The organism is Frankia sp. CcI49, assembly GCF_001983215.1.
Lineage (GTDB): Bacteria > Actinomycetota > Actinomycetes > Frankiales > Frankiaceae > Parafrankia > Parafrankia irregularis.
In genome coordinates this window covers 156,793-182,562 of the sequence record NZ_MOWP01000005.1, presented here as the reverse complement: position 1 = coordinate 182,562, position 25,770 = coordinate 156,793, and the positions used below count along the sequence as shown (strand labels likewise).

Annotated in this window: 26 protein-coding genes; 15 read left to right on the top strand and 11 right to left on the bottom strand. The window is 71.4% G+C overall.

Annotated features, from left to right (window positions below; all coding sequences use genetic code 11):
- Positions 1-65: 65 nt before the first annotated feature.
- Complete coding sequence (locus CcI49_RS04060; protein WP_241839883.1) at positions 66-1,349, top strand: CoA transferase; 1,284 nt, start codon at positions 66-68, stop codon at positions 1,347-1,349.
- Between the two features lie 2 nt (positions 1,350-1,351).
- Positions 1,352-2,902 carry an AMP-binding protein gene (locus CcI49_RS04055; RefSeq protein WP_076824371.1) on the top strand — a complete coding sequence of 517 codons (1,551 nt, stop codon included), beginning with the start codon at positions 1,352-1,354 and terminating at the stop codon, positions 2,900-2,902.
- Positions 2,903-2,997: 95 nt separating this feature from the next.
- On the opposite strand, the gene CcI49_RS04050 is transcribed toward CcI49_RS04055, so the two are convergent.
- A complete protein-coding gene (locus CcI49_RS04050) occupies positions 2,998-3,351 on the bottom strand; it encodes a group 1 truncated hemoglobin (protein WP_054567419.1) in 354 nt (117 codons plus the stop codon).
- A 340-nt stretch (positions 3,352-3,691) separates the two neighbouring features.
- Here CcI49_RS04050 and CcI49_RS04045 point away from each other — a divergent pair, with 340 nt between their 5' ends.
- Both CcI49_RS04045 and CcI49_RS04035 read left to right on the top strand, forming a co-directional pair.
- Positions 3,692-4,633, top strand: coding sequence for an SDR family NAD(P)-dependent oxidoreductase (locus CcI49_RS04045; RefSeq protein WP_076824369.1), 942 nt, complete (start codon positions 3,692-3,694; stop codon positions 4,631-4,633).
- A gap of 653 nt (positions 4,634-5,286) precedes the next feature.
- Complete coding sequence (locus CcI49_RS04035) at positions 5,287-6,663, top strand: NADP-dependent succinic semialdehyde dehydrogenase (protein WP_054567418.1); 1,377 nt, start codon at positions 5,287-5,289, stop codon at positions 6,661-6,663.
- A gap of 252 nt (positions 6,664-6,915) precedes the next feature.
- Here the strand turns inward: CcI49_RS04035 and CcI49_RS04030 are convergent, their stop codons facing one another.
- The 3 genes from CcI49_RS04030 to CcI49_RS04020 form a co-directional block, all read right to left on the bottom strand.
- Complete coding sequence (locus CcI49_RS04030; RefSeq protein ID WP_131831002.1) at positions 6,916-7,269, bottom strand: hypothetical protein; 354 nt, start codon at positions 7,267-7,269, stop codon at positions 6,916-6,918.
- 110 nt (positions 7,270-7,379) lie between these two features.
- A complete protein-coding gene (locus tag CcI49_RS04025; RefSeq protein WP_076824365.1) occupies positions 7,380-7,877 on the bottom strand; it encodes a VOC family protein in 498 nt (165 codons plus the stop codon).
- A 5-nt stretch (positions 7,878-7,882) separates the two neighbouring features.
- A complete protein-coding gene (locus CcI49_RS04020; protein WP_152991435.1) occupies positions 7,883-8,410 on the bottom strand; it encodes a nuclear transport factor 2 family protein in 528 nt (175 codons plus the stop codon).
- Between the two features lie 300 nt (positions 8,411-8,710).
- Here CcI49_RS04020 and CcI49_RS04015 point away from each other — a divergent pair, with 300 nt between their 5' ends.
- The 10 genes from CcI49_RS04015 (at position 8,711) to CcI49_RS03970 (ending at position 19,248) form a co-directional block, all read left to right on the top strand.
- On the top strand, positions 8,711-9,820 hold the full coding sequence (locus CcI49_RS04015) for a hypothetical protein (protein ID WP_131831000.1): 1,110 nt from the start codon (positions 8,711-8,713) through the stop codon (positions 9,818-9,820).
- On the top strand, positions 9,817-10,800 hold the full coding sequence (locus CcI49_RS04010; protein ID WP_083749292.1) for an alpha/beta fold hydrolase: 984 nt from the start codon (positions 9,817-9,819) through the stop codon (positions 10,798-10,800). The genes CcI49_RS04015 and CcI49_RS04010 overlap by 4 nt, the downstream gene beginning before the upstream one ends.
- A 7-nt stretch (positions 10,801-10,807) precedes the next feature.
- A complete protein-coding gene (locus tag CcI49_RS04005) occupies positions 10,808-12,166 on the top strand; it encodes an aromatic ring-hydroxylating dioxygenase subunit alpha (RefSeq protein ID WP_158230708.1) in 1,359 nt (452 codons plus the stop codon).
- Positions 12,163-13,170, top strand: a complete 1,008-nt coding sequence (locus tag CcI49_RS04000) for a VOC family protein (RefSeq protein WP_076824358.1) — start codon at positions 12,163-12,165, stop codon at positions 13,168-13,170. The genes CcI49_RS04005 and CcI49_RS04000 overlap by 4 nt, the downstream gene beginning before the upstream one ends.
- Positions 13,171-13,238: 68 nt before the next feature.
- A complete protein-coding gene (locus tag CcI49_RS03995) occupies positions 13,239-14,387 on the top strand; it encodes a DMT family transporter (RefSeq protein ID WP_076824356.1) in 1,149 nt (382 codons plus the stop codon).
- Positions 14,388-14,389: 2 nt separating this feature from the next.
- Positions 14,390-15,592, top strand: coding sequence for an aromatic ring-hydroxylating dioxygenase subunit alpha (locus CcI49_RS03990; RefSeq protein WP_076824354.1), 1,203 nt, complete (start codon positions 14,390-14,392; stop codon positions 15,590-15,592).
- A 136-nt stretch (positions 15,593-15,728) separates the two neighbouring features.
- Positions 15,729-16,817, top strand: a complete 1,089-nt coding sequence (locus CcI49_RS03985; protein WP_076824352.1) for an ABC transporter substrate-binding protein — start codon at positions 15,729-15,731, stop codon at positions 16,815-16,817.
- A 166-nt stretch (positions 16,818-16,983) separates the two neighbouring features.
- Positions 16,984-18,366, top strand: a complete 1,383-nt coding sequence (locus CcI49_RS03980; protein ID WP_076824350.1) for an MFS transporter — start codon at positions 16,984-16,986, stop codon at positions 18,364-18,366.
- A 40-nt stretch (positions 18,367-18,406) separates the two neighbouring features.
- Positions 18,407-18,850: a DUF202 domain-containing protein gene (locus CcI49_RS03975; protein WP_083473346.1), complete on the top strand. Its 444-nt coding sequence runs from the start codon at positions 18,407-18,409 to the stop codon at positions 18,848-18,850.
- On the top strand, positions 18,847-19,248 hold the full coding sequence (locus CcI49_RS03970; RefSeq protein WP_235497995.1) for a DUF202 domain-containing protein: 402 nt from the start codon (positions 18,847-18,849) through the stop codon (positions 19,246-19,248). The genes CcI49_RS03975 and CcI49_RS03970 overlap by 4 nt, the downstream gene beginning before the upstream one ends.
- Before the next feature lie 71 nt (positions 19,249-19,319).
- Here CcI49_RS03970 and CcI49_RS03965 read toward each other — a convergent pair whose 3' ends face one another.
- Positions 19,320-20,009, bottom strand: a complete 690-nt coding sequence (locus tag CcI49_RS03965) for an alpha-ketoglutarate-dependent dioxygenase AlkB (RefSeq protein ID WP_116437331.1) — start codon at positions 20,007-20,009, stop codon at positions 19,320-19,322.
- A gap of 119 nt (positions 20,010-20,128) precedes the next feature.
- On the opposite strand from CcI49_RS03965, the gene CcI49_RS03960 reads away from it, so the two are divergent.
- A complete protein-coding gene (locus CcI49_RS03960; protein WP_054567407.1) occupies positions 20,129-20,566 on the top strand; it encodes an NUDIX hydrolase in 438 nt (145 codons plus the stop codon).
- Positions 20,567-20,621: 55 nt separating this feature from the next.
- Here CcI49_RS03960 and CcI49_RS03955 read toward each other — a convergent pair whose 3' ends face one another.
- The 6 genes from CcI49_RS03955 to CcI49_RS03930 all read right to left on the bottom strand — a co-directional run bounded on the left by CcI49_RS03955 (position 20,622) and on the right by CcI49_RS03930 (position 25,443).
- Entirely contained in the window at positions 20,622-21,563 is a 942-nt protein-coding gene (locus tag CcI49_RS03955) for an ABC transporter permease subunit (RefSeq protein ID WP_076824348.1), read from the bottom strand.
- On the bottom strand, positions 21,560-22,444 hold the full coding sequence (locus CcI49_RS03950; RefSeq protein WP_083473345.1) for an ABC transporter ATP-binding protein: 885 nt from the start codon (positions 22,442-22,444) through the stop codon (positions 21,560-21,562). The genes CcI49_RS03955 and CcI49_RS03950 overlap by 4 nt, the downstream gene beginning before the upstream one ends.
- Positions 22,444-23,475: an ABC transporter permease subunit gene (locus CcI49_RS03945; protein WP_158230707.1), complete on the bottom strand. Its 1,032-nt coding sequence runs from the start codon at positions 23,473-23,475 to the stop codon at positions 22,444-22,446. The genes CcI49_RS03950 and CcI49_RS03945 overlap by 1 nt, the downstream gene beginning before the upstream one ends.
- A 126-nt stretch (positions 23,476-23,601) precedes the next feature.
- Complete coding sequence (locus CcI49_RS03940; protein ID WP_054567404.1) at positions 23,602-24,009, bottom strand: cupin domain-containing protein; 408 nt, start codon at positions 24,007-24,009, stop codon at positions 23,602-23,604.
- Positions 24,002-24,523 carry a RidA family protein gene (locus CcI49_RS03935; RefSeq protein WP_083749287.1) on the bottom strand — a complete coding sequence of 174 codons (522 nt, stop codon included), beginning with the start codon at positions 24,521-24,523 and terminating at the stop codon, positions 24,002-24,004. Before CcI49_RS03935 ends, CcI49_RS03940 begins: the two co-directional genes overlap by 8 nt.
- The gene (locus tag CcI49_RS03930) at positions 24,523-25,443 is read right to left on the bottom strand and encodes a fumarylacetoacetate hydrolase family protein (RefSeq protein WP_054567402.1); all 921 of its coding nucleotides are present in this window, start codon (positions 25,441-25,443) and stop codon (positions 24,523-24,525) included. The genes CcI49_RS03935 and CcI49_RS03930 overlap by 1 nt, the downstream gene beginning before the upstream one ends.
- Positions 25,444-25,770 lie beyond the last annotated feature (327 nt).

Genomic DNA, 25,770 nt, shown 5'->3' with positions numbered 1-25,770 from the left:
CTCGTAGCTGCTCGGAGGGCGCCGACGGTGGCCCGCGGCACTCGGGTTCGGGACGGACAGGGCCGTTGGCCGGAATCCGCGTCATCGACCTCACCGCCATGGTGATGGGTCCGTACTGCACGCAGATCATGGCCGACATGGGTGCGGACGTCATCAAGATCGAGCCGCCGGCGGGTGACAACACCCGGTTCATCTCCGTCGGCCCGGAACCCGGCATGGCCGGCGTCTTCGTCAACGTGAACCGCGGCAAGCGCAGCGTCGTGCTGGATCTGCGCAGCCCCGAAGGCGGTGACGCGCTGCGCGAGCTCGTCCGCGGCGCGGATGTCTTCATCCACTCGATGCGGGCGAAGGCGGTCGCGAAACTCGGCTTCGGCTACGAGAGCGTCGCCGCGATCAATCCGTCGATCGTGTACACCAACTGCTACGGTTACGGCCGCCGCGGGCCGGACGCGAACCTGACCGCCTATGACGACACGATCCAGGCGGAGTGCGGAATTCCGTTCGCGCAGGAGCAGCTGACCGGGGAGGCCAGCTACGTCGGCACCATCATGGCCGACAAGGTGGCCGGGCTGACCGCGCTGTGGGCCACGATGATGGCGCTGTTCCACCGGGCCCGCACCGGCGTGGGGCAGGAGGTCGAGGTCGCGATGTTCGAGACGATGGCCTCGTTCATGCTCGTCGAGCACGCGAACGGCGCGATGTTCAGTCCTGCGCTCGGCCCGGCGGTGTACCCGAGGGCGGTGGCACCGAACCGCCGGCCGCACCGGACCAGCGACGGCTACATCTCCGTGCTGGTCTACAACGACAAGCAGTGGGCCGCCTTCGTCAACGCGGTGAAACCGCCCTGGGCCGGTGAGCATCTGGCCACGCTGGAACAGCGGGCCCGCCAGATCGACAACGTCTACGCGCTGCTGGGCGAGACCTTCCGCGAGCACACCACCCAGTACTGGCTCGACCTGCTGCGGTCACTGGACGTCCCGGCCGCGCCAGTGCGCTCCCTCGACGAGCTTTACGACAATCCGCACCTCGACGCGGTCGGATTCTTCGAGACGGTCGACGGCGACCTCGGCCCGGTGCGCTTTCCCGGCTCGCCGGCCTGGTTCTCCCGGACTCCGGGCCGGGTCGCGGGCCCGGCGCCGCGCCTGGGCGCCCACACCCGCGAAGTCCTCGACAACCTCGAACCGGGCGCCGCCCCGGCCACCGCTCCCGGCACCGCTTCACCGCATGCCGCCGCACCGCATGCCGCCGCACCGCATGCCGCCGCACCGAACGTCGATCTGCCCGCTCAGCCAGCTCAGCCCACTCAGCCAGCTCAGCCCACCCAGTCCGCTCAGTCAGACGGAGGTTGACCATGGTCAATGTCGCGAGCCTGTTGACGACGTCGGCCCAGCGGTTTCCGGACCGGTGCGCGATGCGCTACGCCGACGGCCGGACGTCCTATCGGCAGCTGCGCGACGCCGCGGCGCTGTTCGGCTCCGCGCTGCTGCGTCGCGGTCTGGTCCCGGGTGACCGGGTGGCACTGTTCATGCCCAACTGCCAGCAGTACCTGGTGGCGCTGTTCGGCGCCTGGTATGCCGGGCTGGTCGCCGTCCCGATGAACGCCAAGCTGGCCGGGCCGGAGGTCGCCGTGATCCTCGGTGACAGCGGCGCCCGGGCGCTGGTGCACTCCACATCCGCGGCGCGGCTGGTCGCAGGACTGGATCTGACCGGTGTGCACACCGTCGTGGTGGACCCGGCAGCACCAGTGGACCCGGCTGCGCCGGTGGATCCGACCGGTGGGGAGAAGGACGCCTTCGCACAGCTCCTCGCCGAGGGAGCCGCGGATCTCGAGCCCGCCGAGGTCGACGCGGACGACCTGGCCTGGCTCTTCTACACCTCGGGGACGACCGGCCGGCCCAAGGGCGCCCAGCTCAGCCACCGCAACCTGCTCACCATGACGTGGACCCTGCTCGCCGACGTGTGCGCCTACACCCAGGACGACGTCGTGCTGCACGTGGCGCCGCTCTCGCACGGCAGCGGCCTGTACGCGCTGGGCTCGATCGCCCGCGGTGCCGACAACATCATCCACGCCGGTGGCGGCTTCGATCCGTCCGAGGTGCTCGACCTGGTCGCCCGTGAGCGTGTCTCGGTGCTCGCGTTCCTCGTGCCGACGATGATCGTCCGCATGCTCGGCGTAGCGCCGACGGACACCAGCTCGCTGCGCTGCGCCGTCTACGGCGGGGCGCCGATCCACGTCGAGCACTCCCGGGCGATGATCGACCGGTTCGGCCCGGTGTTCGTCCAGATCTACGGGCAGGGCGAGTCGCCGATGACGGTGACCTACCTGAACCATGCGACATCGCCGGGGACGCCGCTCGACTCGGCGGGGGTGGCCCATCCCGGGATCGAGGTCCGCATCCTCGACGGTGACGACCGGCCGGTGCCCGCCGGTGCCGAGGGCGAGGTCTGCGTGCGCGGCGACGTCGTGATGCGGGGCTACTGGAACAACCCGGCCGCGACGGAGCGTGCGCTGCGGGGCGGCTGGCTGCACACCGGGGACATCGGCCGCTTCGACGAGCACGGCAACCTCTTCCTGCTGGACCGCAGCACCGACGTCATCATCTCCGGCGGCGCGAACATCTACCCGCGGGAGGTCGAGGAGGCGCTCGTCCAGCACCCGGGCGTGGCCGAGGTCGTGGTCTTCGGGGTGCCGGACGAGACGTGGGGCGAGAACGTCGTGGCCGCGGTGGTGCCCGTGACCACCCCGCCCCCGCCGGAAAGCGAGCTCATCACCTACAGCACGACCCACATCGCCGGCTTCAAGAAGCCCAAGAAGATCATCTATCTGGAGGCGCTGCCCAAGAGCGCCTACGGCAAGGTCCTGCGCCGTGAGGCGCGCAAGCTCGTGCTGAGCGAGCCCTGATCCCCTGCCGGCCGGGGCGGCCGGGCCGACGGTGGGCCGGGTGCCGGCCGCCCCGGGTCCTGCTCCGGCTGGGTGTGGCCGGGCCCGTGGGCGGATCAGACGCTGACGATCTCCTTGCGCAGCGGGGCGAGCGCCGCGCCGATCTTGCCGGTGGTCTCGGCCGGGACACCAAGCCCGGCCAGCGCCGCGACCAGGTGGTCGACCACCGCGTCGAAGTGCGCGTCGCTGATCTTGAGCGGGGTGTGGACGGCGGGAATGGCCCGGCCCTTGTACACCTCCGGGCCGCCGATCGCGGCGGCGATGAACGCACGCTGGTGGGCCTTGAGGCTGGGAATGTCACGGCCGGCGAAGTAGGGCGAGAGAACGGGGTCTGCCGTCACGCGAACGTAGAACTGGTCGACTGCGGCCTCGACAGCCGTCGCGCCACCGATCGCGTCGTAGATGCTCACCAGAGACTCGCTTTCGCAGAATTGACCCGGCCGCGGGCGCTGGCGCTGTTTCTGGTTATGGCCACGCCAGCCGGCAAGGTCGAGCAGGTGTGTGTCCCGACGGTTTCACTCAACCGCGCGAACAATGTCCCTAGAAAGGGTCCAATGTCGGCGTCGGGGAGACGGACGACGGGGCCGGTCGGGCCTTCCGACTTCCTCTTCTCCTCGGTGCGCTGGCAGCCCGGTGTGGGAGCGCGAACTGTGGCGCCTTGCTCCCCAGCAGACCAGTCTGGGTGGACGGACCTGGTGTGGCCGGGCGCCCAGGAGACAGGAGTGTGGCGGGATGCAGGAGTGTGACGGGATGGCTGTGACGGAACGGATCACGACTCCGTTCACCGCGGAATCGACGGCAGCGCAGGTGTTGGCAGGTGTCGATCTCGGTGGTCGCCGGTCCGTGGTGACCGGCGCCTCGTCCGGGCTTGGCATCGAGACCGCCCGTGCGCTCGCGGGTGCGGGCAGCGAGGTCACCCTGGCGGTGCGCGATCTCGGGGCGGGTCGCCGTGCCGCCGCCGACATCGCCGCCAGCACGGGCAACAACGCGGTGCACGTTGCTGCACTGGACCTCGCTGATCTTGGTTCCGTCGCCGCCTTCGCCGCGGCCTGGGTGGGTCCGTTGCACATCCTGGTCAACAACGCCGGGATCATGGCGACCCCGCAGATGAACACCCCGCAGGGCTGGGAGCTGCAGTTCGCCACCAATCATGTCGGCCACTTCGCGCTCGCCAGCGGCCTGCGCCCCGCGCTCGCGGCGGCCGGGGGAGCGCGGGTGGCGGTGGTCAGCTCGGCGGCGCACCTGCGGGCGGCGGTGGACTTCGACGACATCCACTTCGAACGCCGCCCTTACCAGCCATGGGTGGCGTACGGCCAGTCGAAGACGGCGAACGTGCTCTTCGCGGTGGAGGCGACCCGGCGCTGGGCCGAGGACGGGATCGCCGTGAACGCGCTGATGCCCGGCGCGATCTCGACCAACCTGCAACGTCATGTCGACACCGCCGAGATGGAGCGGCTGCGTGCCCGCAGCGGGGCGCCGGAGCAGCAGTGGAAGTCCGTGGAGCAGGGTGCCGCGACGTCGGTGCTGGTGGCGGCCTCGCCACTGCTCGACGGGGTCGGCGGCCGTTACTTCGAGGACTGCAACGAGGCGCTCGCGCACACCCCGGGCAGCCCGGGGGGAGTCGCCGCCTACGCGCTGGACCCGGGGGCAGCGAAGCAGCTCTGGGACGTCACCGCCCGCATGCTGGCGTAACACCGCCAGCCAGCTGACGATCTGGACACCCTTAGTGGTTATCCGGTTATTCCGAGTCAGGCTCGGGCAGATGGAGAGCGGTTGATGTCCGGCCGCCGATCGGCGGCGTACGGGCTGGTGAAGGCGGTGAGCATGCAGAACGACGCGGCGGTGGCCGGCCTCGTGCACGCCCGCGGCTGCCGTCTGGCGGTCGGCAGCGCTGTCACCCGGTCCATTCCACCGGCTCCACCGGCGGGCCAGGAGCGGGACGGCGCCCCGGCACGCAGCCCGCCGGCGGCAGGCCCGACGCTGCGGCCGGCGAGATTCACCAGCTCGGCGGCAGCTGGGACGCACCCACCGAATGGGCATTCCGACCGGCTCTCCGGACACTCGCGGGGTACTCCTTGAGGCCAGCCCGCCGGGGCCCGGAAACCATACCGGTAATCGTCGTCTCTGCTAGTGTTCGACACGTGGCAGGGCTTTGGGAGAACCAGGCCACGCATCGGCTTTCGCGGCGATGTTTCAGCGGGCGGCCCCGGGTGTCTTGAGCACACAACGCGTGAAAGTGTCATCGGCATCTGAAAAGCGCTGGCGGCACGTGCGGTGTACATCACCGGTGGTGGTGACCCGCGGACCCACAAGCAGAGCAGAAGCACAGAAACAGAAGGAGTGACATGGCGATTCGGTCGGTCAATCCGGCGACCGGTGCGGTGGTGCGCGCATTCGAGCCGCTCGACGCTGCCCAGATCGAGGAGCGTCTGTCCCGTGCCAGCGCCACCTTCGCCACCTACCGCCGGACGACGTTCGCGCAGCGGGCCGAGTGGCTGCGCCGCGCCGCCGACCTGCTCGACGCCGAGCTGCACGACATCGCCGTCACGATGACCACCGAGATGGGCAAGACCCTGCGCTCCGCCGAGGCCGAGGCGGCGAAGTGCGCGAAGGGGATGCGCTTCTACGCCGAGCACGCCGAGGGCTTCCTCGCCGACGAGCCGCTGAGCGACCCCGGCGTCGTCGGCGCGAAGCGGGCGTTCGGTCGTTACCAGCCGCTTGGCGTCGTCCTGGCGGTCATGCCGTGGAACTTCCCGCTCTGGCAGGTCGTCCGCTTCGCCGCGCCCGCGCTGATGGCCGGCAACGTCGGCCTGCTCAAGCACGCGTCGAACGTCCCACAGTGCGCGCTCTACCTTGAGGACCTGTTCCTGCGGGCCGGCTTCCCCGCCGGTGCGTTCCAGACCCTGCTGATCGGCGCCGGTCAGGTCGAAGGCGTGCTGCGCGACCCGCGGGTCGCCGCCGCCACCGTCACCGGCAGTGAGCCCGCCGGCCAGTCCGTCGCGTCGATCTGCGGGCACGAGATCAAGAAGACGGTCCTGGAGCTCGGCGGCAGCGATGCCTTCGTCGTCATGCCGTCAGCGGACGTCGAACGCGCCGCGTCCGTCGCCGTCACCGCACGCTGCCAGAACAACGGCCAGTCCTGCATCGCGGCGAAGCGCTTCATCGTGCACGAGGACGTCTACGACCAGTTCGCGCAGCTGTTCGTCGACGGGATGCGGGCGCTGAAGGTCGGCGACCCGATGGACCCCGGCACCGACGTCGGGCCGCTCGCCACCGAAGGCGGCCGCCAGGACATCGAGGAGCTTCTCGCCGACGCGGTGAAGCACGGCGCCAGCGTGCTGTGCGGGGGGACGGCCCCGGCCGGGCCGGGCTGGTTCTTCCCGCCGACCGTCGTCGGCGACATCACCCCGGACATGCGCCTGCACCTCGAGGAGGCGTTCGGGCCGCTGGCGACCATCTACCGGGTGCCCGACGTCGACACCGCGGTCGAGATCGCCAACGCCACGACCTTCGGACTCGGCTCCAACGCCTGGACGACCGACCCGGCCGAGCAGGAGCGGTTCATCACCGACCTTGACGCCGGCGCCGTCTTCATCAACGGCATGGTCACCTCCCACCCCGAACTGCCCTTCGGTGGCGTGCGCCGCTCCGGCTACGGCCGGGAGCTCAGCGCCGTCGGCATCCGCGAGTTCTGCAACCTCAAGACCGTCTGGGCCGCCTGACCGGATCGCCGGTAGGTGCCGGCAGCTGTCGGACAGGCCAACCCCGCAGGGCGTGATCGGTTCCCGCACGCGCCCTGCGGGGTTGGCAGCGGTTCCCGCGGCAGGGCCGCCCTCCACCGTTCCGTGCCACCGCAAGGCTGCCGACCACAGGGCTCAGGCGCGCCCGCGTTACGATCGGTGCCATGCTGTGGGTGGTCCGCCGTCCGCAGATGTCGCTTCGCGGCGCGACGATCATCGCCTCGGGCTCGGCCCCTATGACGTCGTGGGAGGAGCCGACCGAATCCGCCAGGTGCACATCGCGATGATCAGCGGGATGTCGGACGGCGGGAAGTACACCGCAGACGGCCCCGGCTCCGTCCGTGGCGCCCATTCCCACGCTGCACGCGTGGTGGCGAAGACGAGCTCGGTGAACAACTCGAAATCCCAGTCGTTCGGAAACGCGATGTACGCCAGGTCGTCGTCGCCACCAGATAGCTGGCCGCCCTGACACGAGTACATCGTGTGGATCCCGGCAGCCCACAACGCGGCGAGCAGGGTGGCTATGCCCGCATCCACCTGGATGGTGCGGCGGCCGTACAGCACGTCGACCTGTGAATGATCAGTCACGGGTCGGCCCGCCCGGAAGTCAACGCGATCTACACAGCACGCGGGCCGGCCACGGGTCGAAATTACACTCGGCAGCCGAACTCGCAAAACCGTCCGGCCGCGTTTTCCCATCACGCCCGCGGAGCGCCGTGCGGCGACACGAGTTCGAGGAAGGTGCCCCAGGGGAGCACGACGTAGATCCATACCCGGCCGGCGAGCGGGTGGTTCGCGCCCAGGGTCTGCGGTTCGCCGAGCACTTTGACTCCCGGTTCAGCCGCGAACGCGGTGGCGGTGGCGGCGACGTCCTCGACCTCGAACGCCAGGTGGTGACCGCCCGGGTCGCAGACGCGGGGCACCGCGCCCGTCAGGTCGGGCGCGTGCCACTCGAACAGCTCGAGGTCGGTGCCGGCCACCCGCAGCAGTTCCACCCGGTAGCCGGCATCGGGATGGGTGCCCAGCTGGCGGGGCAGGAGGGTGCGCGCCTCCACCGCCGCGTCGGGGTCGGTGGGGTAGATGCGCCGGTAGAGGGGCCGGGCCCCGAGCAGGCGGATGAACAGGGAGCTCGCCGCGTCGAGGTCGGGCACCGTGATCCCGATGTGATCGATCCGGACGGCCGCCGTGGTTGCCATGGTCGTCAACTCGGCAGGATCAGTGGGCCGGCCGCCCAGCTGGTCTCGTAGGGCGAGCGGAAGTCCAGCCACAGACGTAGGTGGGTCATCTTCCACACGCCGTCGCGCCGCTCGAAGTCGTTCTCGTACCGGCCGCCCTGCCAGAAGGCGACGTCCGGGCCGAAGGTGGCGGGCTCGAGGATCTTCCAGCGGCCGACCGCGCGGTCGCCGTCGACGGTGATCGACTCGTTCGTCAGGTAGTGCACGGTGAAGCTCAGGCGTTTCGGGCTGGCCTCGAACATCGCCGCGATGGCCTCGTGGCCGACCCAGCGGCCCTCGGCGAGCGGGCCGACACCTTCCCAGATGCCGTCGGGCCACCAGAGGTCGGCGAGGTCGCGGCCACGCTTGTCGTCGCACCACTGCATGTAGTCGGCCTTGACCTTGCGGATCGCGTCCTGGGATTCCAGCCGGTCGAGCCGGGTCAGCGCGTCGGCGAGTGTCGCCTCGAGGTCGCCGGCGCCGGCGCCGGCCGGGCCTTCCGTCACCTGTGTCATGTGCGTCAGCCTCTCGATGGTCGGGGGAGCAGCTTCGGGTAGCCCGGAGTCCGGAGCCCGGGCAGTGGTGGTCGCGGCAGAGGTGGTCCCGGTGGGTGCGGCGGCCGCAACGGTGCGGAAGCCCCGGCAGAGCGCCAGCCGCGGCGGTGCGGCCGGTGATCGGCCGGCGGCGCACACGGGCGGGCCGGTTAGCCGGATCGGGCAATTCACGTATGATATATCAAACAGCATTTGCTGGACTCGGCTCCGTCGTGCCAGGCCCCAGGCCCCAGGCCCCACACCCGTCACCGGAGGTCGCCCATGTCGCCATCCGCACCCACACCCGTGCCCGTACGCACCACGTTCGCCGACGTGCTCGATCCGATCTCGGGGGAGCGTCGATCGGTCAGCCTCGGCGGTGGGCGTGCGCTGGATCCCCAGGCGCCGGCCGGCCCGAACGACCGGGTCGTGGACGGTTCCGGCTTCTGGCTGCTGCCCGCCGTGTACGACGCCGACGCCCACCTGCCGCTGCTGGAGGTCGGGCTGCGCGAGGTGGACGTCTACGTCGCCCGGCACGGCGGCGTCTCGCACCAGAACGTCGCGCTGCAGTGGCAGGCACTGCGCCACCTGGACCTGCCCGGCATCGTCGCCGAGCTCCGACAGACGGTGCTGCCGGCGATCACGCCGCTGCTGTCGGTCAACATCGACGACACCGACGACTTCGCGGCCTGGTTCGACAAGCATCTGCCCGAGGTGCGCGACCTGCTCCCGCCGGTGTGCAAGCTCTACACCGCCGACCCGCACTTCGAGCGCCACCTGGACCTCGTCTGGTCGGCGGGCTTGCGAGCCGTCGTCTACTGCTACACCGAGCCGGACTTCGACTGGCTGGTCACCCACGCCGAGGGGCCGCTGCACGTGCGGCACGCGACGTCCGCGGGGTTCGTCGACCGGGTCCTCGCCAACGCCGGCGCGACCGTGCAGACGAGCCCGCACCTGCTCCACCCGCTCGCCCCGGGGCGCCGCGAGGATCTCGTCGTGCTGCCGACCCCACCCGACGACGCCGAACGCACCGCGCTGGCGGACGTCTTCCTCGACCGGGTGACGATGCTGGCGACCGACCACAACGCGCTGCCCGTCTCCGGCCCGACCGGCCCCGGCCTGCAGGCCCAGCAGCATCTGCTGCCGCTRCTGCTCTCGCTGTGCGACGTCTACGGCTGGACGCCCGCGCAGCTGTGGCCGAAGGTCACCACCGCCCCGACGGAGGTGTTCGGCACCGTCCACCCGCAGGGCTGGGTGGTGGTCGACCCCGCCCACCGGGAGCAGGTGTCGCCGTGGCCGATGCAGGCCGCGGACCGGGCGGCCTTCGTGGGGCTGACCCTGCCCGGCCGGGTCCTCGCGATCGGCTCCGGCGACCACGCGGAACTGGTTTGACCGACACGACCGAGACCTCGCCCGCCCTGGATGACGCGTTCGGGCTGCTCACGGTCGCGATGACCGCCGGTGCGAAGATCACCCAACCGGCTCTTGGGGGAGTCCGCACGCGGCTGATCGAGGTCGGGGACCCGGGGCTGCCGACCGTCGTCCTCCTGCACGGCACCGGCGGGCATCTGGAGGCGTTCGCGCACGTGCTCGCCCCGTTCGCGCGCTGGTTCCACTGCGTGGCCTACGACCTGCCCGGCCATGGCTGGTCGGGGCCACCGGCGGTGGCCGACGGTGGCTATGAGATCCCCGCCTACGTGGACCACCTCGACGCGGTTCTCGACCATGTCGACCAGCCCCGACGGGCCGCCGGCCGTGGCCCGGGCGACGCCCAGCACCGGCTCGCGCTGGTGGGGGTTTCCCTCGGTGGGTGGATCGCCGCCCGCCACGCCGCCGCCCGCCCCGGGCGGGTCGACGCGCTGGTGCTCGTCGCTCCCGGCGGTGTCCGGGCTGATCCGGCGGTGATGGGCGCGCTGCGTTCGCTGTCGTCCGCCGCGGTCGAGCGGCCCGGCGAGGCGGCGGTGCGGGACCGGCTGGAATGGCTCGTCGCTGATCCGGCCGCGGTGACGGACGCGCTGGTCGCGACCCGGCTGCGGCTCTACCGGCAGCCCGGCGCCGCCGAGCGGATGGCGGGGTTGCTGTGCCTGCAGGACCCCGATGTGCGTCGGCGAAACATGATCAGTGAGGCAGAGGCCGCGTCGATCGGTGCGGCCACGCTCGTGCTGTGGGGGACGGAGGACCCGACCGGCCCCGCCGCGACCGGTGCCGCGTTCGCCCGCCGGATTCCCGGCGCCCGGTTCGAGGCGCTCACCGACCTGGGCCACTGGCCGCAGTTCGAGGATCCGACCCGGTTCGCCGAGGTCAGCGTTCCGTTCCTGCGAACGGCGCTCGGCCCGTCGAGCCCTCGCGCCTCTCGTACAACGGAAAGGTGACTGGTACGTGACCGCTATTTCGGACCCGGCCGCGGGCATCGCCCCCATCGAGCGGTCAACCGGGCGGGCAACCGGGCGTCCCGGAGCGCGTCCCGCGGCGCCGGACGATCTGCGTCCGCTGGTCGCCGGGCTGGTCGGCGAGCTCGCGGCGTCCGCCGGGCCGGTCGCGACGGCGATCACCCCGCCGCCGGCCTGCTACACCTCGCCGCTGTTCTTCGAGGCCGAGCGGGACGCCGTGTTCGGCCGCACGTGGCTGTACCTGTGCCACGTCAGCGAGCTACCGGCGGCCGGTGACCACCTCGCCGTCACGGTGGCCGGTGAGCCACTGGTCGTCACCCGCGGTGAGGACGATGCGATCCGGGTGCTCTCCGCGCTGTGCCGGCATCGCTCGTATCCGCTGGTCGTCGAGGACGGCAACTCCCGCCAGCTGCGCTGCCCGTACCACTACTGGGCCTATGGCCTGGACGGCTGCCTGGTGGCGGCGCCCACGATGGAGCCGGGGCACCCCCTCGCCGAGCTGCGGCGCACCGCGAACCTGCCGTCGTTCCCGGTGGAGATCTTCCACGGCTTCGTCTTCACCCACCTGGGAGGCCTGGGCAGCCCGGATGGCCTGGGCATCCCCGGCAGTGAGCCGCCGCCGCTGGCGCCGACGCTCGCCGCACTCGAAGCGGAGCTGGCCGGTTACCGCACCGAGGACCTCGTGGTCGGGCATCGGCTGACGCTGCCGGACCTGCCCTGGAACTGGAAGAACATGCTGGAGAACGCGCTGGAGGCGTACCACACGAGCTTTCTGCACGCCGGCTACCACGACACGGCCCCGGCACGCCTCGTGCGGTTCCTCGACTTCGACCCGGCCACCGACGGCGCGATCCTGCGGCACGCCGGCCTCGTCCGACCGGACGGCGGATTTCTCACCGACGACGGCACGGCGGCCTTCCCGATTCTGCCGCATCTGCGGGACGAGCAGCGCGGACGCATTCTCTACACCGCTGTTCCGCCGCTCATGTTCGCCTCGCTCAAGCCCGACAGTGCCATGATCATGCGGATTCTGCCGGACGCGGTGGACCGGATGACGCTGACCGTGACCTGGCTCTTTCCGCCGGCCACGGTGGCCGCCCCGACGTTCGCCGCGGCGATGGCCCGCCAGCTCGCCTTCTTCGACATCGTCAACGGCCAGGACATGGCCGCCAACGAGCGGATGTACCGGGGCCTGCGGGCCCGCGGCGCGGTTCGTGGCCCGTACTCGCCCCAGGAGGCCACATTGCCGCAGTTCAACGCATGGCTGCTGCGGCAGATGACGTCCTGGCTCGCCGACGGGCAACCGAATCCTGCCGGTGGTCACCAGGGCATGGACGGTGCGGCGTGACCGGGACGGCGTTCACCGGGACGAGCCTCGTGGACGGGGCGCTACCGCCGCGGCGACTCGCCCACGTCAACCTGTTCGTCGCCGATCTCGCCGTGTCACTGGACTTCTACACCCGGATCTGCGGCCTGGAGCTCGTCTTCTCCGAACCGGGCATCGGCGCCTGCTTCCTCAGTAACGGACACAGCCACCACGACCTCGCCCTCATGCAGGTCTCGGAGGAGGCGCGGGTCGGGCGGGACGGTCACGTCCAGGTCTCCCGGGGCCGGGGCCGCGCCCCCGGGCTGAACCACCTGGGCTGGGAGATGGCGAGTGAGGCCGACCTCGTCGCGACGATCGGCGCGCTGGGCACGGCGGGGGTGCGGCTGCACCGCACCGTCGACCACCAGATCTCGCGCAGCGCCTACCTGTTCGACCCGGACGGGGCCTACCACGAGCTGTACGCGGACGCCGCCACGGACTGGCGCGAGATCTACCGGGCGAACGAGAACCAGCTGATCACCGGAGGCTGGGATCCGCATGCGGCCGCCGCGGACCCGGTGCCGCACTGGGAGGCCGCGCCGGTGACCGCGCGGGTGGACTCCGCCGCGCTGCATCCGGTGCGCACGGCCTGGGCGGCGCTGCGGGTCACCGATGTCGGCCGCGCCGAGCGCTTCTTCCGCGCGGTCCTGGGCCTGCGGCCGCTCACCGGGAGCGCCGTGGCGCTGCCGGGGCCGGGGGCGCTGCCGGGGCAGGTGATGCTCGGCGGGTCGGCCGGCCGCCCCGATCTGACGCTGCGCCCGGCCGGCGGTCGCCCGCCGGGCCTCGACGCGTTCGTGCTGAGCGTCGACAGTGTGGACGAACTCAACCGCGGCCGGCACAGACTGGCCGCGAGCGGCACGCCCTTCCAGGAAGCCACGGGCGACACGCCTACGCGCACTCTGGAACTGCACGACCCGGATGGCAACCGGGTCGTGTTCGCCGCGGTGGAACAGAAGGAACACTTCCTGGAACAGTCCGTTACCTGACCGCAATCCGGCCTGAGCGCACTTCATATATGTTCCAACGTGTGTGGGGTGCGAAGGTGCAAACGGGAGTGAAGGCGGCAACGCGTTCCCTCCGTGCAGCGCCACCACCGCTCATCCTGCTCGTCTCGGCGGGCTTCTTCGCGTCGTCCATCCTGCCCGCCCAGTGGGCGGTCCGGGATCTGCGTCCCGCCGCGGCGGTGGCGGTCAGATTCGTCGTCGCGACCGTTCTGGTCGGGCTGGCGCTGGCAGCCGTGGCCTGGCGGCGCACCGCGGCGGTGGGGGCCGCAGCCGGCGCGGAGATGCTCGCCGGTGCCAGTGGTGCCGCCAGCGCCGGTGCCGCCGCTGGCGCCGGCACCGACGGCGGGCAGAAGGTGCTCACCCGTCTGCTGGTGACGGGATCGGTGCTGGCAGGCGGCGTCAACACGGTGGGATTCGTCCTGCAGAACTCGGCGCTCGACCGTGCCGAGGCCGGCACCGTCGCGTTCCTGTCGAGCATGTCCGTCGTGGTCGTCCCGGTGCTGCTGGCACTCGCGTCGCGGCACTGGCCGGCCGGGCGTCGGATCGCCGGTGTGGCGCTCGCCGTCGCCGGCAGTTTCGTGCTCACCGGCGCGGAGCTGGACCTGGGCGCCGGTGAGGCCCTGGCGCTGCTGTCCGCCGTGGGCGGAAGCCTGCATGTGATGGCGACCAGCCATTTCGCGCCGCTGCTGCGCGGACCGTGGTTCAACCTCGGCCAGCTCGGCGTCGTCGCGTTGCTCGCCTCTCTCGCCACCGCCGTCGTCGGTGTCGGCGCGGTGACCTGGCCGGCGCTGCTCGCCGCGGGCTACACCGGCGTCGCGCAGGCCGTGGGGCTGTCCCTGCAGGTCATGGCTCAGCGTCGGCTGGACGGCGGCCAGGCCGTCATGATCCTCACGACGATCCCCGTGATGACCACGGTGGCCGCCTGGCTGGTGGTCGGTGACCCGCTCACCGCCGCCGTCGTGGGTGGCGGCGTGCTCATCGTCGCCGGGGTGGCGGTCTCCGAATGCGGGGCGCCGCCGTGGCCGCCGGGCCGAATCGCGTCCTCTTCCCCCGCCAGTTTCCCAGCTCGTTTGTCCGCCCGTTCTCCGTCCCGTCACCCCCGCCCGCCGAATCCCGTATTTCCGCTCAGTCAGCCAACCAGCGGACCAGCGGCGCCTGCCGCCCTCGATGCTCCGGTGGCTCTGGCAGGTGAGGAGTAGCCGTGAACGTCGTGACGCCACAGGTCAGCGAGATCCTGTCCGAGATCCGGGCCTCCACCGGTGATTTCCGCACCGCACGGACCATGCCGCCGGAGGTCTACACCTCCCAGGAGTTCTTCCGCTTCGAATGGGAGTCGGTCTTCGCCCGGGAATGGCTCTGCCTGGGACATGTCAGCCAGATTCCCGAGATCGGTGACTACTTCGCGATCAACGTCGGCCCGGAGCCGCTCATCGTGACCCGCGCCGAGGACGGCGAGGTGCGGGTGCTGTCGGCGATCTGCCAGCACCGGGGCTATCCGATCGTCGAGGCCGGCGAGACCGGAAACGCGAAGCGGCTGCGGTGCCCCTACCACTTCTGGTCCTACGAGCTCGACGGCAGGCTCGCGACGGCACCGGAGATGACCCGGACCTGCCCGCTCGCCGAGCTGAAGGACGAGACCGCGCTGCCGGCGCTGAAGGTGGAGCTGTTCGGCGGCTTCATCTTCGCCACCATGAATCCCGACCAGCCGCCGCTCGGGCCGACCCTGGACAAGCTCGCCCCCGAGATGGAGGCGTTCGACACGGTCAACCTCAGGGCGGTGAAGACCGTCGACTACCCCAACCAGCCGTGGAACTGGAAGGGAATGCACGAAAACGCGCTGGAGCCGTACCACACCCTGTTCGTCCACGCGGGCTATCACGACGTCGCACCCGCGCAGAACGCCACGTTCCTGGAGTGGGACGACAACGACGGCCAGGTGATGCACCCGACCGCCTTCCGGAAGATGGACGCGGCGTTCACGCCGAGCGGCCAGCCGATACTTCCGATCATCGCCGGCCTGGACGAGACCCGCCGCAGCCGGGTCATGTTCGCGTCCATTCCGCCGGTGGTCTTCTTCGCGTTCAGCCCGGACCAGGTCTTCGTCTTCCTGGTGCTCCCGGAGTCGGCCGAGTCGATGACGCTGCGCGTCACCTGGCTGTTCCCGGAGAGCTCCATCAAGGAACCTACGTTCGAATGGGCGCTGGACGTCCAGAACACCATCAACGGTGTCATCAACGAGCAGGACTTCGTCACCAACCGCCGGATGCAGCTCGGGCAGCGCTCCCGGTACGCCAAGCGTGGCCGCTACAGCCATCTGGAGTCGACGCTGCCGCAGTTCAACAGCTGGCTGGTGAAGCGCTACGAGGCCTACCTGGAACAGGCCGGCGAGCGCAGCCCGGTGTAGTCAGCCCCACTGCTGGCAAGCCCGCCCCCGTGTTCAGCGCTGCCATGGGGGACGTCCACCTACAGGCAATGCATCATATATTTTCCCGACTGGATGGGTTGTTCGGTGAGGGCGCCCATCTGCGAAACGGAGTGTCGTGAAGTCTTCCCGTTACCTGGGCGTGGCGCTGGCCGGTGCGCTGGCCTTCAGCGCGGCGAGCGCCTGTTCCTCGGATGACGACAGCACCGACGGCGCCAGCTCGTCCGGCGCCAAGCTCACCGACGTCAAGATGGTCCTGAGCTGGCTGCCCGGCGCCGACAACGTCGGATTCCTCGCCGCCAAGGAACTCGGCTACTACTCCGACCTCGGCCTCAACGTCGACATCCAGGCCGGTGGCCCGGACGTGAACGCCGAGCAGCTCGTCGGATCCGGCGCGGCCCAGTTCTCCGCCGACGCGTTCACCAACGTGCTGACCGCCAACGACGCCGGCACCAAGCTGGTCTCGCTCGCCCAGCTAACCGAGCACTCGGCGATCCGCCTAGTCTCCCGGAAGGAGGACAACATCACCTCCCCGGACGACTGGAAGGGCAAGAAGATCGGCATCTTCTCCAGCGTCAACTCGTTCTACGCCTCGCTCGCCAAGCACGGGCTGGACCAGGACACCGACGTGAACCTCGTCGAGCAGGGCGCGGACATGTCGGCGTTCCTCTCCGGTGAGCTCGACATGGCCTCGGGCTACTCGTACAACGAGGTCGGCCAGGTCATCGCCGGCGGTGTGCCCGCCTCCGACCTCAACGTGTACTCCTACGAGGACGACGACACCGCGACCCTGGAGATGCAGATCTTCGCCGACTCCGACTACACGGCGAAGAACCCGGACACCGCGGCCGCCTTCGTCGCCGCCTCGCTGAAGGGCTGGGCATACTGCCGCGACAACGCGGACGAATGCGCCAAGCTCCCCGGAAAGTACGGCTCGGTCACCCCGGTCGACTTCATGACCTGGAGCGTCAACGAGTACAACAAGGTGCTCTGGCCGGCTGCCGCCTCCCAGGGCGAGATGGGCGTCATGAACGCCGACAGATTCGAGGCGACCGCGAAGATCCTGCTCGACAACGACGTCATCAGGACCGCCCCGGACGTGAGCTCGCTCATCAGGTCCGACGTCTACGACGCCGCTGTCGGCCTGCTGGGTTCGGACGTCGACCTGAAGGGCTCCTCCTACACCCCGCTCGACGTCGAGCCCTGATCTCCTCGCGGACCCGGGCAGCGGTGTTCCGTCCCTGACCGGCGATCCGGAGGTCCGTGGCACGGCTCGCGAGCCATGCCACGGACCTCCGGACCCGCCCCGGCCGCGTCCGCCACGCGGCCCGACTCCGGCTCCATCCCCCTTCGACTCCATCCCCCGGGAAGTCATGGCCAAAGGTCGGCCGGGCAGGCTCGCCCGCACGTTCTCCGCGGACCTGCGTCCGCTGCGCCAGTCCGTCGCGTTCCGCAGATTCTGGCTCGCGGAGGGCATCGGTCTCACCGGCACCCAGGTCGTCCTCACGACCGCCCTGCTGGAGATCTACGCCGACACGGACTCCGCGTTCGCCGTCGGACTGACCGGCGCGGCGACGTTCGTCCCGCTGCTGGTCTTCGGCATCGTCGGCGGCGCCGTGGCCGACGCGTTCGACCGCCGGGTCGTCGTCCTGTTCACCTCCGCGGGGATGGCGCTCACCCCGGCGCTGCTCACCCTGCAGGCCGTCCTGGACGCACCCGTCGGGGTCCTGTTCGCGCTGATGGGCCTGCAGGCGGCACTGTCGGCGATCGACGCGCCGGCCCGCCAGACGTTCGCGGCCCGGCTGCTGCCCGCCGACCAGCTCCCCGCCGTCGGCGCGCTCGAAGGCGTGACCACGACCGTGGCGATGACCGGCGGACCGCTGCTCGCCGGCGTACTCGTCGCCGGCGCGGGCTACGGGACGTCCTACGCGGTGGTCGTCGTCTCCTATGCCGCGATCTTCGCCGCGACCTGGCTGCTGCCCCCGATGCGGCCCGAAGGCGGCGGCACCCACGCCGGGCTGCGCAGCGTCGTCGACGGGCTGCGCTTCCTGCGGGGACGTCCCGTGCTCGCGATGACCTTCCTGGTCGACATCAACGCCATGCTGTTCGGAATGCCCCGGGTGCTGTTCGCGGTGCTCGCCGTCGAACAGTTCCACGGCGGCCCGCGGACCACCGGTCTGCTCTACGCGGCGATGGCCATCGGCGGCACGATCGTCGCGGTGACCGGCGGCTGGCTGTCCCGGGTGAGCCGTCAGGGCCTGGTGGTGGCCGTGTCCATCGCCGTCTGGGGTGCGGCCATCGCCCTGTCCGGCCTGGTCGGGACGCTGCCGCTGGCCCTGCTGCTGCTCGCGGTCGCGGGTGGCGCCGACACGGTCTCCGCGGTGTTGCGCACGACGATCCTGCGGGTCGCCGCCCCGGACGCCGTCCGTGGCCGGATGGCGGGCCTGTTCATGGTGACGGTCACCGCCGGGCCCAGCCTCGGTGACCTGGAGTCCGGCCTGGTCGCCGGGTTCACCTCGGCCCAGTTCAGTGTCGTCGCCGGTGGCGTGGCCTGCCTGGTCGGCCTCGCCGTGCTGCTCGCGGCGATGCCGTCCTTCCTGGGGTACCGCGGCACCGAGCCCGCCGAGCCCGCTGGGGACGTCGAGCCCGCCGACTCCGCTGGGGACGCCGACTCCTTCGGGATGTCGGTCGGCATGTCGGCGCACATCCCCGGGGAGGTGGCCACCGGCGCGGGACCGGCCCGGACGGGTGGGTGACCGGCCGGGTCCCTCACCTTGCGGACAGTACGGTGGGCCCGTGGGCAGCGACGACGACGATGCGGACGCCCGCCGCCCGGGAAAGCGCTGGATGTCGGCGGTGCGCGCCTGGTGGCGCCGCCCGGCGGACATCGGCCAGGTCGGGCAGGATCCGGACGTGCGTTTCAGCCTCGCGAACGAGCGTACGTTCCTAGCCTGGCTGCGGACCTCGCTCGCCCTGCTCGCCGGCGGCGTGGCCGTGGTGCAGGTCGTGCCCGACTTCAGCTTCTCCGGCGCCCGGCACGTGCTGGGCGTACCGCTCATCCTGCTCAGCATCGCCGTCGCCGCGACCAGCTACCGCCGGTGGGCACTCGTCGAGAGGGCGATGCGCGAACGGAGGTCGCTGCCCGTCTCGGGGCTGCCGCGCGTGCTCGCGGCCGGCGTGGCAGCGCTGAGCCTGGTCGCGCTGATCTTCGTGCTGGTGGCCGGCAAAGGCCCCCAGTGAGCACCAACCCGGGTGACGTGGGGCCTGCGGGCAGTTCGAAGCGCGGCTCCGCGGAGCCGTCACGTGGCGACATCCCGACGGCACCGGATCTGCTCGCGGGGGAGACCCAGCCGGAACGGACCTACCTGGCCTGGCGGCGGACCGGGCTGGCCTTCCTCGGACTGGCCGCACTGTTGATGCACAACCCCCACGACTACGGCGGCGGCCCACTGGGCTGGGCAGCCGCGGCGGCGGCGACCGCCGGCGGCGTGACGGCGTGGCTGACCGCCTCACGGCGCTACCACCAGGGCATGGTCGACCCCACTGGCCGCTGGGTGCACCCGGGACGGGCTCTTCCGCTTCTGACCCTGGCCGCGGTGGTGTGCGGGCTGCTGGCCCTCGCCCTCGTCGCCAGCTGAGCCGGTGCGCCTGGCAAGCGCGCACTATGTGGCGCGGCGAGGGCCTCTGGGCCAGCGGTGCTCCGTCACTGTCAGCGCACGTTGCGGGGACGGAACTGGGCGCTCAGCCGGGGGCCGATGGGGCGGGTGGTCTTCGGCACGGCGTGATCCCAGGTGCGCTGGCAGCTGCCGCCCATGACCAGCAGATCGCCGTGCCCGAGTGTGAGCCGGATCGTCGTGCTCGTGCTCGTGCTCGTGGCCGTGGCTGTGCTCGTGGCCGCAGGCCCACCGGGGCGCGGCCGTAGCAACAGGGCGCGGGGAGCGCCGAGAACGAGGATCGCCACCATCGTGTCGTGGCTGGAACCACGGCCGATCCGGTCGCCGTGCCACGCGACGCTGTCGCGACCATCCCGGTAGAGAGCCAGGCCTAGTGTCGCGAACGGCTCACCCAGCTCCGGGGCGTAGTGCAGGTCGAGCGCACGCCTGGCAGCCATGAGCGCCGGGTCGGGCAGAGGCTGACCCTCCTCGTAGAAGGACAGCAGCCGGGGGATGTCGACCGTCCGGTCGTACATCGGGCGGCGTTCGGCGCGCCAGGGAACCTGGGCGCACAGGCGCTCGAACAGCGAGTCGGCGCCGGTGACCCAGCGGCGGCGCAGGTCGACCCACGCGCCGGCGGCCAGCTCGCGGCGGCGCAGGCCCTCGCGCAGCGGCTCCACGACGGCATCGGCCTGCCCGTCGGGCAGCACGTCGAGCAGCGACGCCTGGAACGGGGCTGCCCTCACCCTCCCGACGATATCAAACACATGTTCGATCGCGGTCCCGGTGGACGGCGCGGAATGCTCCCGAGCGCGCACATGAAAGTATCCGCGGGGGCCGGGACCGGCCGGACGAAGGAGCGATGATGGGCAACGAGCCGGAACCGGACGGACCTCTGGTGCGCGCCGCCGGGGGAGTGGTGTGGCGCGCCGTGCCCGGCGGGGTGGAGATCGTGGTCGTCCACCGGCCGCGGCACGAGGACTGGTCGCTGCCGAAGGGGAAGCTGGACGACGGGGAGACCTGGCTCGCGGCCGCCGTCCGCGAGGTCGCGGAGGAGACCGGGCTCGATGTGGAGGTCGGTGAGTCCCTCGGCGACGTGACGTACGAGGTCGAGCGGCACGGCACCAGGAGTCCCAAGATCGTGCGCTACTGGGCGCTGCGGGCGACCGGCGGCACGTTCGTCCCCAACGAGGAGGTGGACGAGCTGCGCTGGCTGTCGCTCGAGGCGGCGGCCGGGCTGCTCAGCTACGGCCTGGACCGCGAGGTGGTGGACCGGTTCCGCGGCCGACAGGCCGCCGGCTGACCGCTCGCCGGCCCGCGCTGCCCGGCGTCGTGGGCGCGTTGCCCGGCGTGGTGGGTCAGCCGCGGCGGGCCCGGGACGGGTGCCAGCGCAGCAGCAGCCGGTCGGCGAGCGCGACCAGGGCGAACAGAGCGACGGCGAAGAGGAAGGCGGTCATCGCCGCGCCCCACAGGTCGGCGACCTTGGACTGCACCGCGGCCGTCTTGATGTAGGTGCCGAGCGTGTTGCGCTCGCCGCCGAAGTACTCGCCGATGATGGCGACGGAGAACGCGCTGGGCAGCGCGACCCGGACGCCGCTGATGAAGTACGGCAGCGCGGAGGGCAGGAACAGCGAGAGCACCGACCGCCAGCGCGGCATCGCGCAGGCGCGGAACATCTCCGCGAGCCCGGCGTCGGTCGCCTTCAGCCCGGTCAGCGTGTACGTGAGCATGATCGGTGTGGTGCCCACGGCGACGACGAACACCCGCGACGCCGGCTGCAGCCCGAAGAAGACGTTCGACAGTGGGATCACGGCGACGACCGGCAGGGCGAGCAGGGCCGCGCTGTAGGCCCGCGCCAGCTCGGAGAGCAGCTTCGACCGGAACGTCGCCACCGCGACGGCGACACCGACGGCAATTCCGAAGGCCAGCCCCTGCACGGCCTCGCGTAGCGTGTGGAAGCCGTACTCGAGGTAGACGTCCGGCTTCTCGGCGAAGGCGTCCCAGATCGCGGACGGCCTGGCCAGCACGAACGGCCTGACGTCGAACGCCTCGATCGCGAGCTCCCACAGCACGAGCAGCAGCGCGATCACAGCCGCCGGAACCGCGACGGTGACCGCCGCGCTCAGGACCAGCCGGCCCGCTGACCGCCCGCGACCGGTGCGAGCCGGGAGCGGGGTCTCGCCCGTTCCGGCGACCGTGCCGTCGGTGCCGGTCGGTGYGGTGCCGGTCGGTGCGGTGTCGGTCGGCGTGGTGCCGGTCTGCGTGGCACCGGTGGGGTGGGTGCTGGTCGTGGTGCTCAAAGGTCACGCCCCATCACGTCGAACAGTGCGTCGCGGACCTCGGTGACGGCCTCGAAGAACTCCGGCGTCCGGGAGGTCTCGGCGGTGCGCTCGTCGGGCAGCGTGATGTCGATCGTGCGGTCGATCCGTCCCGGGCGGCGGCCCATCACCACGACCTGGGTGGAGAGCAGGACGGCCTCGGGGATGCTGTGGGTGACGAACACGATCGTCTTCGCGGTGCGCCGCCACAGTTCGTGCAGGTCGAGGTTGAGCCGGTCGCGGGTGATCTCGTCGAGGGCGCCGAACGGCTCGTCCATCAGCACGATCGGTGGCTCGGTGACGAGCGAGCGGGCGATCGCGACGCGCTGCGCCATGCCGCCGGAGAGCTCGGCCGGGTACTGGTTCACCGCCGCCGCCAGGCCGACGCGGTCGAGCTCGGCCAGTGCCCGCTCACGGCGCTCGGCCCGCCCGACCTTCATCGCCTCGAGCGGCAGCTCGACGTTGCGCCGCACCGACCGCCAGGCACACAGGTTCGCGGCCTGGAACACGAAGCCGATCTCGTGGGCCTGCCGGGCCTGCGAGACCGGATGTCCGCCGGTGCGGACCTCACCGCGGCTGGGCCGGGCGAGGTCGCCCATCATCCGCAGCATCGTCGACTTCCCGCAGCCGGACGCACCGATCACCGAGACGAACGAGCCGGCCGGGACCCGGAACGAGACGTCCCGCAGCACGGGTGCCGACGGATCGCCGAACCACTTCCAGATTCCGCGCAGCTCGATGGCGCCGCGCTCGTCACCGGCTGTGCCCGTGGGGGCGCCGGATGTGGGCGCGGGTGTGGCAGGGGCGGCGGGTGCCGGTGCCGGCGCGGGTGCGGCCGGTGCGGCGGTGGTGGTCCTCGGCATCAGTGGTCTCCGGTCGGCAGGCTGGATGTCCGCAGGGCGAGCTTCGCCAGGCGGGTGAAGATCGCCTGGGCGAGGTAGACCGTGACGAGGCCGCCGATCGCGGTGGTGATCGCGGCGCACCACAGGGCGGCGGGCTCGAAGTTGTAGAACTGCGCCGAGGAGAGCACCAGGACGGCCATGCCCTCGGTGGACCCGGCGGGCAGCTCGGCGACGACGGCGCCGACCACCGCGAGCGCGGCGGCGGTGTGCACGGCGGCGTTGGCCTGGGTGAGCGCGCTGGGCAGCTCCAGGCTGCGGAAGACCTGCCAGCGGCCGGCACCGAAGCTGGCGAAGACCCGGCGGGCCTCCGCGGGGATGTCCTCGATGCCGCGCGCGACGCTCACGGCGATCGGGAAGAACGAGCACAGCGCGGCGAGCACCGCCTTCGACACCCAGGAATGCCCGAGCCAGATGATCAGAGCGGGCGCGATCGCGACCACGGGCAGGGTCTGCGTCAGGACGAGCAGCGGGCGGATGCTGCGCCCGAACGTCGCGTACCTGGCGGTCAGGATGCCGAGCCCGCCGCCGGCGGCGATGCCGATCGCCAGCCCGACGAACGCCTCCTGGATGGTCGTGCCGAGGTTGGTGAGCAGCAGCCGCAGCTCGCCCTCGCCGGTGCTGCCCTCCGAGGCGAAGTAGCTCAGGACCTGCCAGGTGTGGGGGAGCCGGGCGTCCTCGGTGCTGGTGAGAGCCTTGAGCAGCTCCCACAGGGCGGCGAGGACGATGATCGGAGCGACGGCGAGTATTGTCCGGTAGCCCACCGTGATGAGCGTTGCCCGGAGGTGGCTGCGAGGTCCCGCCGTGGCGGCCACAGCGCCGGTACCGGCTACAGCTCCCGTACCGGCCTCGGCGCCCGGGCTGCCGGCGGGCGGCGGGCTTTTGGTGGATGACGGCCCGGTGGGCGGCGGGGTTCCCGCGGGCGGGAGAACCGGCGCGGAGGGGGATGCCCCCCGCGCCGTGGGGCTCGCGGTGACTGCGGGCGTCCGCGACACGAGACCTCCTTCACGATGTTTCATATATGATCCGGGTGCAGAGTTTCCGGATCGTTGCCTGGTCGTGAAGAAAGTCCGATCCGGCTGGACGGGTCGTGACGCGGTGACAGGACGCCCGCACGGCGGCTACTCGAGGTTCACCACCCGCGGCTGGTCGGCGTTGCGCACCACCACGCACAGGCACGGACCCGTTCCGCGGTTCTCCTCGCGATGACGCAGACCACCCGGAATCGCGGTGATCTCGCCGGCCCGCGCGGTGAACTCGTCCGTCCCGCCGTCCCCGCGCTCGACCAGGAAGGTCATCTCGCCGCGGACCAGGTAGACGATGGTGGTCTGGCCGTCGTGATGGTGCAGCGTCGAGGCATGGCCGGCGGGCAGCTCACTGATCCCCAGCCACATGCCGCCCTCCGACAGGGCGCTGCCCCTGGCCAGGCCCCCGGAGCCGCCGGCCGCCGCGGCGGAGTTGTCGGCCTCCAGGCCTCCGGAGACCACCCGGGCGCCGCTGGGAAACTCGGTGACGACCGGCTCAGGCATCGGTGCTCGCCTGGGCCGGGGCGGCCGGCCCGGTCGTGGCCGGCCCGGGGGAGTCCGGAGCGACGGCGAGCGCCTCGATCTCGATGAGGAACTCGGGCCGAACCAGGCGGGACACCACGAGCAGGGTGTTCCCCGGGAAGACCCCGTCGGGGAACCAGTCCGCGAAGACGGTCTCGCGCACCCGGTAGAAGTCGTCGATCAGGTCGGCACTCACCAGGTAGGTCGTCATCTTGAGCAGGTCCGTCGGGGCCGCGCCGGCACTGGCCAGCACGGACCGCAGGTTGCCCAGGACGGTGCGCATCTGGGTGTCGAAGTCGCCCACTCCGACCGAGACGCCGTCCGGGGTGACGCTGAGCTGCCCGCTCACGCAGACGAGCTGGTGGTCCCGGGGCGCGCGCACGGCGTGGCTGTACAGCCCGAGCGAGGGCAGCCCGACGGTGACGGCGTCCACGGGGCGATGGGCCGGCACCGCGGCGGGCGGAGTCTGCTCGGCGGTGGCGCTGTCGACGCTCATCACACGCTGACCTTTCGTGCGGTGGGGGCGGAGGAGGCGGTGGGAGCGGAGGGGAGGGAGATGGCGGCGCCGGCGGTCACGGGGGTGCGCGCCCCGGCCCGGACGACGTTGCGCAGGAGACCGACCCCGGTGACCTCGGTCTCGACGATGTCGCCGTCGGCGAGGAACTCCGGGGGCGTGCGGGTGAAGCCGACGCCGGCGGGTGTGCCCGTGCTGATGACGTCCCCGGGCAGCAGCGCGGTCGTCGCGGAGATCACCGAGATCTGGGTGGCGACATCGAAGATCATGTCGGCGGTGACCGCGCGCTGCTTCGTGACGCCGTTCACCCGCAGCTCGACGACGGTGTCCGCGGGGAGGGCACCGTCGGCGAACGCGTCGGCGGTGACCAGCCAGGGCCCGACCGGGGTGGCCGCGTCGACGTTCTTGCCCAGGTGCCACTGCTGGTGACGGCGCTGGACGTCACGCGCGGTGATGTCGTTGACGACCGTGTAGGCGAAGACGTGCTCGAGTGCGCGTGCCACCGGGATGTCACGGCCGCCGGTGCCGATCACGACACCGAGCTCGCCCTCCCAGTCGAACTCCGGCGAAACCGCCGGGTCGAGCGGAAGCTCGTCGTACGGGCCGCACAGTGCCGAGACCGTCTTGAAGAAGATGATCGGATGCGGCGGCACCGTGGCGGCGAACGCCTCGGCGGACTCCTGCTGGTGGGCTATGTAGTTGATGCCGGTGCAGAACACCCCGCGGCACTGTCCCGAGACGGGCGCGAGCAGGGTGGTGTGGGCCGGGTCGAGCCGGCGACCGGTCGCGGTCGGCGCCGCGCCGGAGATGAGCTCGGTGAGCGTCTCGGCGATCTCGACGAGTCCGTCGCCCTCGACGAGCGCCCAGCGTTCCGGTTCCGCGCCGATCCTGGCGAGCCTCACAGACGGACCTCCTGGCGAAGACGGTGGGGGGAAGGCGATGGCAGAAGCGGTGGTGCGCGATGGGCTCGAACGGCGTCAACGGCGGTGTCGCGCGCGATGTACCCGATGGCGATGCATCATATAATATGTGCTGGTCGGATCGATCCACGGCTTCGTCCGAACGGCTTCGCCGCCTCGACTCGCGGTGCTGGCGCCCGGGCCCGCCGGGCGCTCGACGGGGTGGCCGGCGCGGCGCCCGGTGAGCCCGGCATGGCGGCGGGTCAGTGGACGGGCGGTTGTGGGTAGCCGTTCTGCTGCGCAGGCGGATCGCTCACGACCTGGCCCGTA

What these genes read in the sequence shown, in the direction of transcription:
- CcI49_RS04055 (WP_076824371.1), top strand. Translation starts at nt 1,352, where the DNA reads ATGGTCAATGTCGCGAGCCTGTTGACGACGTCGGCCCAGCGGTTTCCG.
- CcI49_RS04045 (WP_076824369.1), top strand. Translation starts at nt 3,692, where the DNA reads ATGGCTGTGACGGAACGGATCACGACTCCGTTCACCGCGGAATCGACG.
- CcI49_RS04035 (WP_054567418.1), top strand. Translation starts at nt 5,287, where the DNA reads ATGGCGATTCGGTCGGTCAATCCGGCGACCGGTGCGGTGGTGCGCGCA.
- CcI49_RS04025 (WP_076824365.1), bottom strand. Translation starts at nt 7,877, where the DNA reads ATGGCAACCACGGCGGCCGTCCGGATCGATCACATCGGGATCACGGTG.
- CcI49_RS04020 (WP_152991435.1), bottom strand. Translation starts at nt 8,410, where the DNA reads ATGACACAGGTGACGGAAGGCCCGGCCGGCGCCGGCGCCGGCGACCTC.
- CcI49_RS03980 (WP_076824350.1), top strand. Translation starts at nt 16,984, where the DNA reads ATGGCCAAAGGTCGGCCGGGCAGGCTCGCCCGCACGTTCTCCGCGGAC.
- CcI49_RS03960 (WP_054567407.1), top strand. Translation starts at nt 20,129, where the DNA reads ATGGGCAACGAGCCGGAACCGGACGGACCTCTGGTGCGCGCCGCCGGG.
- CcI49_RS03950 (WP_083473345.1), bottom strand. Translation starts at nt 22,444, where the DNA reads ATGCCGAGGACCACCACCGCCGCACCGGCCGCACCCGCGCCGGCACCG.
- CcI49_RS03940 (WP_054567404.1), bottom strand. Translation starts at nt 24,009, where the DNA reads ATGCCTGAGCCGGTCGTCACCGAGTTTCCCAGCGGCGCCCGGGTGGTC.
- CcI49_RS03935 (WP_083749287.1), bottom strand. Translation starts at nt 24,523, where the DNA reads ATGAGCGTCGACAGCGCCACCGCCGAGCAGACTCCGCCCGCCGCGGTG.